The organism is Mycolicibacterium palauense (genome assembly GCF_002592005.1).
GTDB lineage: Bacteria > Actinomycetota > Actinomycetes > Mycobacteriales > Mycobacteriaceae > Mycobacterium > Mycobacterium palauense.
In genome coordinates this window covers 105,946-112,093 of the sequence record NZ_NVQF01000006.1, presented here as the reverse complement: position 1 = coordinate 112,093, position 6,148 = coordinate 105,946, and the positions used below count along the sequence as shown (strand labels likewise).

Annotated in this window: 5 protein-coding genes and 1 riboswitch; of the genes, 2 read left to right on the top strand and 3 right to left on the bottom strand. The window is 65.7% G+C overall.

The features are described 5' to 3' along the window. Positions 1 to 236 precede the first annotated feature (236 nt). Positions 237 to 860 carry a superoxide dismutase gene (locus CSR00_RS04310; RefSeq protein WP_099021161.1) on the bottom strand — a complete coding sequence of 208 codons (624 nt, stop codon included), beginning with the start codon at positions 858 to 860 and terminating at the stop codon, positions 237 to 239. Between the two features lie 184 nt (positions 861 to 1,044). Here CSR00_RS04310 and CSR00_RS04305 point away from each other — a divergent pair, with 184 nt between their 5' ends. Next, complete coding sequence (locus CSR00_RS04305; RefSeq protein WP_099021160.1) at positions 1,045 to 1,302, top strand: hypothetical protein; 258 nt, start codon at positions 1,045 to 1,047, stop codon at positions 1,300 to 1,302. A 51-nt stretch (positions 1,303 to 1,353) separates the two neighbouring features. On the opposite strand, the gene metE is transcribed toward CSR00_RS04305, so the two are convergent. Continuing rightward, the gene (metE, locus tag CSR00_RS04300; RefSeq protein ID WP_099021159.1) at positions 1,354 to 3,639 is read right to left on the bottom strand and encodes a 5-methyltetrahydropteroyltriglutamate--homocysteine S-methyltransferase; all 2,286 of its coding nucleotides are present in this window, start codon (positions 3,637 to 3,639) and stop codon (positions 1,354 to 1,356) included. A 125-nt stretch (positions 3,640 to 3,764) separates the two neighbouring features. After that, a riboswitch (cobalamin riboswitch) is annotated at positions 3,765 to 3,975 on the bottom strand. A gap of 49 nt (positions 3,976 to 4,024) precedes the next feature. Further along, positions 4,025 to 4,705 (bottom strand): GntR family transcriptional regulator, encoded by a 681-nt coding sequence (locus CSR00_RS04295; protein ID WP_099021158.1) that lies wholly within the window; start codon positions 4,703 to 4,705, stop codon positions 4,025 to 4,027. A gap of 69 nt (positions 4,706 to 4,774) precedes the next feature. Here CSR00_RS04295 and CSR00_RS04290 point away from each other — a divergent pair, with 69 nt between their 5' ends. After that, positions 4,775 to 6,139, top strand: a complete 1,365-nt coding sequence (locus CSR00_RS04290; protein ID WP_099021157.1) for an LLM class flavin-dependent oxidoreductase — start codon at positions 4,775 to 4,777, stop codon at positions 6,137 to 6,139. Positions 6,140 to 6,148 lie beyond the last annotated feature (9 nt).

Sequence of the window (6,148 nt, the reverse complement as noted above, 5' to 3'; positions counted from 1 at the left end):
CACGCAGATCGGCCACCATCTGCACCGCCCGCGCCTTCAGCTCTTCTGGATACCGCCTCGATGACTTCGATCCCACGTGCCCATCCTTCCCAACGGAAGAACTCTCCCGACACGCCGGGGCTGATCACTAAGCGCCGCCCGTCGTTGTCACGCAGCGGCGCCGCTGACGATTCGAGGACTTCGAGAGCGATTAGACCAAGGCCGCCGTCGGCGCTTACTGCCCCGCTGGGCCGCGCTCAGACGCCCTGTCCCTTGCCGGTGGCAGCGGCAAAGCGGATCTGCACGTCTTGCCAGTTGACCACGTTCCAGAATGCCTTGATGTAGTCGGCCTTGACGTTCTTGTACTGCAGGTAGTAGGCGTGTTCCCACATGTCGACCTGCAGCAGCGGGATGATGCCAAGCGGTACGTTTGCCTGCTGGTCGTAGAGCTGGAAGGTGAGCAACCTGCCGCCTAACGGGTCGTAACCCAGCACGGCCCAGCCCGAGCCTTGCAGGCCGTTGGCTGCAGCGGTGAACTGTGGCCGGAACCTGTCGAAGGAACCGAACTGGTCGTCGATCGCCGCCGCGAGTTCCCCGGTGGGCTTGTCTCCGCCGTTGGGCAACAGGTTCTTCCACCAGATGGTGTGGTTGACGTGACCGCCGAGGTGGAAGGCCAGGTTCTTCTCGTTCAGGAAGATCGTCGCGTGATCGCCGCTCGCGCGGGCCTCGAGTTTGGCGATGGCGTCGTTGAGTCCCTTCACGTAGGTCGCGTGGTGCTTGCCGTGGTGGATCTCGTTGATCTGCCCCGAGATGTGCGGTTCGAGTGCGTCGTAGTCGTAGTCGTAGTCGTAGTCCAGGTCAGGCAGGGTGTACTCGGCCATGAGGTTCCTCGCCGATCGGTTGTGGGGTGGGTGCCACCCGTAGCGGATGCCGCGGTGTCCGAGTCCCACCGTGATATATCTGTCTATCCGCACATATATTCATCCGCACATATATTCAACTGGTACGATGTATCGTGCGCGCGCCGAGCGCCTCTATCCGTTACCGAGATTGGTCGAGTACCCCATGGCCGACGACGAGAAGACCCGGTGGGCAATCGATGTCATGACCGCATGGATCGACGATCGCGACGACAACCTGCTGCACACGCGGATCGACAGCTACCTGGACGAGGCCGAAGGCGCGGCCGGCTTGGCCACCGGCCTGGTCAACCTGTCCGGGCTGCTACTGATGGGCATGGAGGCCACCCTGGGCAAGAGTCCACAGGAAATTCTGCAGACCATCGCGGTGACGCTGTCCCGCCAGGGTGCAGCGCCGAAGTGACGCCATCGGGTGGCGACCCTGCCGCAGTGCAGGCCGGCCACCCGCAGGCGGTCACGCGCTGGTGCGGACCTGTTTGGCCGCCGCCACCATGTTGCGCAGCGCGGCGGTCACCTCTTCACTCTTGCGCGTCTTGAGACCGCAGTCCGGATTGACCCAGAGGCGCTCGGCGGGAACGGCCTTCAGTGCTTCGCGCAACGAAACCGCTACCTCGTCGGTGGTGGTTACGCGCGGTGAGTGGATGTCGTAGACGCCTGGTCCTACACCGTTGCCGAACCCGACCGCGTTCAGGTCGCCCAGCACCTCCATGTGGGAACGCGCCGCCTCGATCGAGGTCACATCGGCGTCGAGGTCGGCGATCGCACCGATGACCTCGCCGAATTCCGAATAGCACAGATGGGTGTGGATCTGGGTCGAATCGGTGACCCCCGACGTCGCCAGTCGGAACGCGTCGACCGCCCACTTCAGGTATTCCTCTTTGTCTTTCGAGCGCAACGGCAACAGCTCGCGCAGTGCCGGCTCATCGACCTGTAGGATCGCGATCCCGGCGGCCTCCAGATCGACCGTCTCGTCCCGGATCGCCAGCGCCACCTGACCGGCGGTCTCGGCCAGTGGCTGGTCGTCACGCACGAACGACCACGCCAGGATCGTCACCGGCCCGGTCAGCATGCCCTTCACCGGACGGTTGCTCAGCGACTGCGCGTATTTGGCCCATTCCACGGTCATCGGCGTCGGGCGTGCTACGTCACCGAACAGGACCGGCGGTCGCACGCACCGCGACCCGTAGGACTGCACCCAGCCGTTCTGGGTGGCGAAGAACCCTTCGAGCTGCTCGGCGAAGTACTGCACCATGTCGTTGCGCTCCGGCTCGCCGTGCACCAACACGTCGATGTCCAGGTCTTCCTGCAGCTCGACGACAGCGGCGATCTCCGCCTTCATCCTGCGCTCGTACTCGGCGGCATCGATCTGGCTGGACCGAAGCTCCGCGCGCGCGACCCGGATGGCCGACGTCTGCGGATACGACCCGATGGTGGTGGTCGGCAGGACTGGCAGGTCGAGGTGTTCCTGTTGCGCGGCTCGACGCTGATCCGCCGGTCCACGCGTGGCGCCGGAGGCGATGATCGACGACAGGCGGCTGCGGACCTGCGCGTTGTCGAGCCGGGGGTCGGACTTGCGTGACGCGATGGCGTCGTTGGAGGCGGTGATCTCGGCGCTGATTGCCTCGCGTCCTTCGTTGAGTCCGCGGGCCAGTGCGACTACCTCGGTCACCTTCTCGAACCCGAACGACAGCCAGCTGCGCAGCGCGGCGTCGATGTCGTCTTCGGCATCGAGGGTGTAGGGCACGTGCAGCGTGGAGCAGGACGTGGACACGGCCAGGTGTGCGCACGATCCCAGCAGTGACGCCAGTGTTCCCAGCGCGACCTGCAGGTCGGTGCGCCAGATGTTGCGGCCGTCGACGATGCCGGCGACCACCGTCTTGTCGGCCAGTTCCGGTACGACGGGGACCGCCGAGGCGTTGCCGGCCACCAGATCCACGCCGATCGCCTCGACCGGGGTGCGGGCCAGTGCCGGCAGCGCGTCGGTGAGCTCGCCGAAGTAGGTCGCCACGAACAGGGCCGGGCGCTTGGGCAGGCTGGCCAGAGAGTCGTAGGTGCGTTCAGCCAATTCGGCTGTGTTGTCGAGCATGTCGGTGACGAGCACGGGCTCGTCGAACTGCACCCAATCAACGCCTTCATCGGCTAGCAGGCTCAGCAGCTCACCATAGACGGCGGTCAACTCGGCGAGCCGGTCCAACGGGGCGCCAGGGCCGTTCACGGCTTTGCTCAGCGCCAGGAAGGTGATCGGTCCGATCAGTACCGGACGGGCCGGAACATTCAGCACCCGAGCCTCTTTCAGCTCGGCAAGTATCTTGGCGGGGTTGACTGCGAAGGTGGTGTCCGGGCCGATCTCGGGAACGATGTAGTGGTAGTTGGTGTCGAACCACTTCGTCATCTCCAGTGGAGAGACGTCAATACCGTCGTAGCTCCCGCCGCGGGCGGCGGCGAAGTAGCGGTCCAGTTCGTCTGCGATCCCCGCGACACGGGGCGGCAGCGCTCCGACGAGCACGGCGGTGTCGAGGACCTGGTCATAGAAGGAAAAGGTGTTCACCGGAATCGAATCGAGGCCGGCGGCGGCAAGCGACTCCAAGGTGTCCCGGCGGATCTTCGCGGCCACCGATTCGAGTTCGGTACGGTCCAGATTGCCGGCCCAGTACTTCTCCACCGCGCGCTTGAGTTCGCGCTTGGGGCCGATGCGGGGCGATCCGAGGATTGTGGCAGTGAATTGCTTCGATGTGGTCATGAGGCGTCCTGTGGGTACGGCGGAAGGCCATCGCCAGGAAGCGTCGAACCGACCACGGGCCGCCAGCAACCAGCGGACCGTTTTGGTCAATGCCCACTCCACGAGGCGATGAACCACCGGACGCGGCGCGCCCGGTACAGCCGGCAGGTCTTCGGACTCGCAGGCACGTGCACGACAACGCACTCCTACTGGCCGTCGCTTCCCAGCCCGTTGGGGCCAGTGCTGATGACGGCGGTCGTTCCTGCATACCGCTGCGGGACAGTCACGGATTCTCACCGCGTTCCCTCTCGCCCCGCACCTGTGTCAGCGTGCGGAACTCGATGCCCGGCGGGTGTTTCCGGTGGGAGCAGCCGCCGATCAAACCAGCTGCAGGTGCAGCGTACCTCTACCGGCCGGCCGGTCTTGTCCCTACTTGGCCGCCTTGCTGCCGGTCCAGCCACTCGACCAGGGACCGGCCTGCCTCCAGCACATGGTGCTCGGCAATCGTGCGGGCCTGCTCGGCATCGCGGCGATCGAAGGCATCAAGAAGGTCTTCGTGCTCGGACAGAGAGTGCTTCTCATGATCGGGAAACAGGGTGAGAAAGTTGGTCGGGACGACGCGAGCGGCCTGCTTGATCTGGGCGAGCAATCGCGGTGAATGCGCGGCGCGGTGAATTCCTTGGTGGAAGAGCCAATTGGCGTGACCGATCTCGTCATCGCCGGAATGTTCGGCGACGTCGGCGGCAAGTTCGCGGAGGTGGGTCAATTCCTCGGTGGTCACCCGCTCGGCCGCCCAGGCCGCCGCCTGTCCGGTCAGCACGCCGAGGATGGTGAAGCTGTCCAGCACATCGGCCGAACTGATCCCGATCACCGTGATGCCGCTGCGGGGAGCCACCCGCACCAGGCCCTCGAACGACAGCTCGAGCAGCGCCTCGCGAACGGGGGTCCGGCTGGTGGCAAATTCGGCGGTGATCGCATCGAGGTCGATGCGTGTTCCGGCGGGCAGGGCGCCGGTCAGGATGCGGTCGCGCAATTCCCGGGCGGCGCGCTCGCGCACGGTGCCCGCGATGTCGATGGCGCCCGTCATGAAGGGAGTCTAGCAACGCGCCACATCTCAGATTTGAAATCTGATATATCAGATGTTAGGTTCCTGGATATGACTCAGCGGAGCGCCGACACGATGTCCCTCGTGGCTTTCATGCAGGCAGGAAGCACTTCGGTGTACTCGGGCTCGTGGCGCCACCCCGCCACCGAGCACGGCTACCTCGACACCTCCTACTACGCCAAGATCGGCCGACAACTCGAAGAGGGTTGCTTCGACCTGATGTTCTTCGATGACCGATTGGCGATGCCCGGCATCTACGGCAACTCGGTGGCCGAGGCGGTCCGTTACGGTGCCCGGCCGGTGAAGCTGGACCTCACCGCGGTCCTCGGGGTGCTCGCCCAGGCGACCTCACGGATCGGGCTGGGGGCGACGTACTCGACCACCTATTACCTGCCCTTCCACGTCGCGCGCACGTTCGCCACCCTGGACCACCTGTCCAAGGGCCGTGCCGCGTGGAACGTGGTCACGTCGGTCAACGACAGCGAGGCGCAGAACTTCGGCGTCCAGGCCCACCTCGGTCATGACGAACGCTACGACCGCGCCGACGAGTTCCTCGAGGTGGTCGCCGGGTTGTGGGACGGCTGGGAGGACGATGCGATCCTGCACGACCGCGCCGCCGGCATCTACGCCGACCCCGCCAAGGTCCACGAACTCAACCACGCCGGACAGTACTTCTCCGCGCGGGGACCGCTGACGGTCCCGCGCACCCCGCAGGGCCGGCCGGTGATCCTGCAGGCGGGGTCCTCGGGCCGGGGGCGCGACTTCGCCTCGCGTTGGGCCGATCTGATCTTCACCGGCGATCCGGGCATCGACGTCGCCCGCAGTCACTACAGCGACCAGAAGGAACGCATCGCCGCGACCGGGCGCGATCCGGGCACTGTCAAGATCTGCCCGATGGCCTACGCGGTGGTCGGTGAGTCCGAGGAACAGGCGAAGGACCGCGAGGGCATGTTGCTCAACGAGCTGGTGCACCCGATGGCGTCGCTGACGCTGCTCTCGGAGCTGATGAACTACGACTTCGCCCAGCACGACCTGGATGATCCGATCACCGATGAGCTCATCGCCTCGGTGTCGGGGATCCGGGGGTTGGTGCAAGGTCTGCGTCAGTACCTCGGCGACAAGATCACATTGCGGGACCTAGCCGCACACCGCGCCACCTTGCTGCAGGGCCCGCGCTTCGTCGGCACCGGCACCCAGGTGGCCGACCAGATGGCCGAATGGTTCGAAAGCGGCGCCTGCGACGGATTCGTGCTGGCCGCCTCCCACATGCCGGGCGCCTTCGAGGACGTGGTCCGCATGGTGGTACCCGAACTGCAGCGCCGCGGCCTGTTCCGCACCAAGTACGAGGGCGCGACCCTGCGCGAGCACCTCGGACTGCAGCGGCCCGAACCGGTTCGGGCGGGGGCTACGGTCTGAGCATGTCGG

Excerpts from the sequence above, each read along its gene's own strand:
- CSR00_RS04310 (WP_099021161.1), bottom strand. The coding sequence starts at position 860 with ATGGCCGAGTACACCCTGCCTGACCTGGACTACGACTACGACTACGAC.
- CSR00_RS04305 (WP_099021160.1), top strand. The coding sequence starts at position 1,045 with ATGGCCGACGACGAGAAGACCCGGTGGGCAATCGATGTCATGACCGCA.
- metE (WP_099021159.1), bottom strand. The coding sequence starts at position 3,639 with ATGACCACATCGAAGCAATTCACTGCCACAATCCTCGGATCGCCCCGC.
- CSR00_RS04295 (WP_099021158.1), bottom strand. The coding sequence starts at position 4,705 with ATGACGGGCGCCATCGACATCGCGGGCACCGTGCGCGAGCGCGCCGCC.
- CSR00_RS04290 (WP_099021157.1), top strand. The coding sequence starts at position 4,775 with ATGACTCAGCGGAGCGCCGACACGATGTCCCTCGTGGCTTTCATGCAG.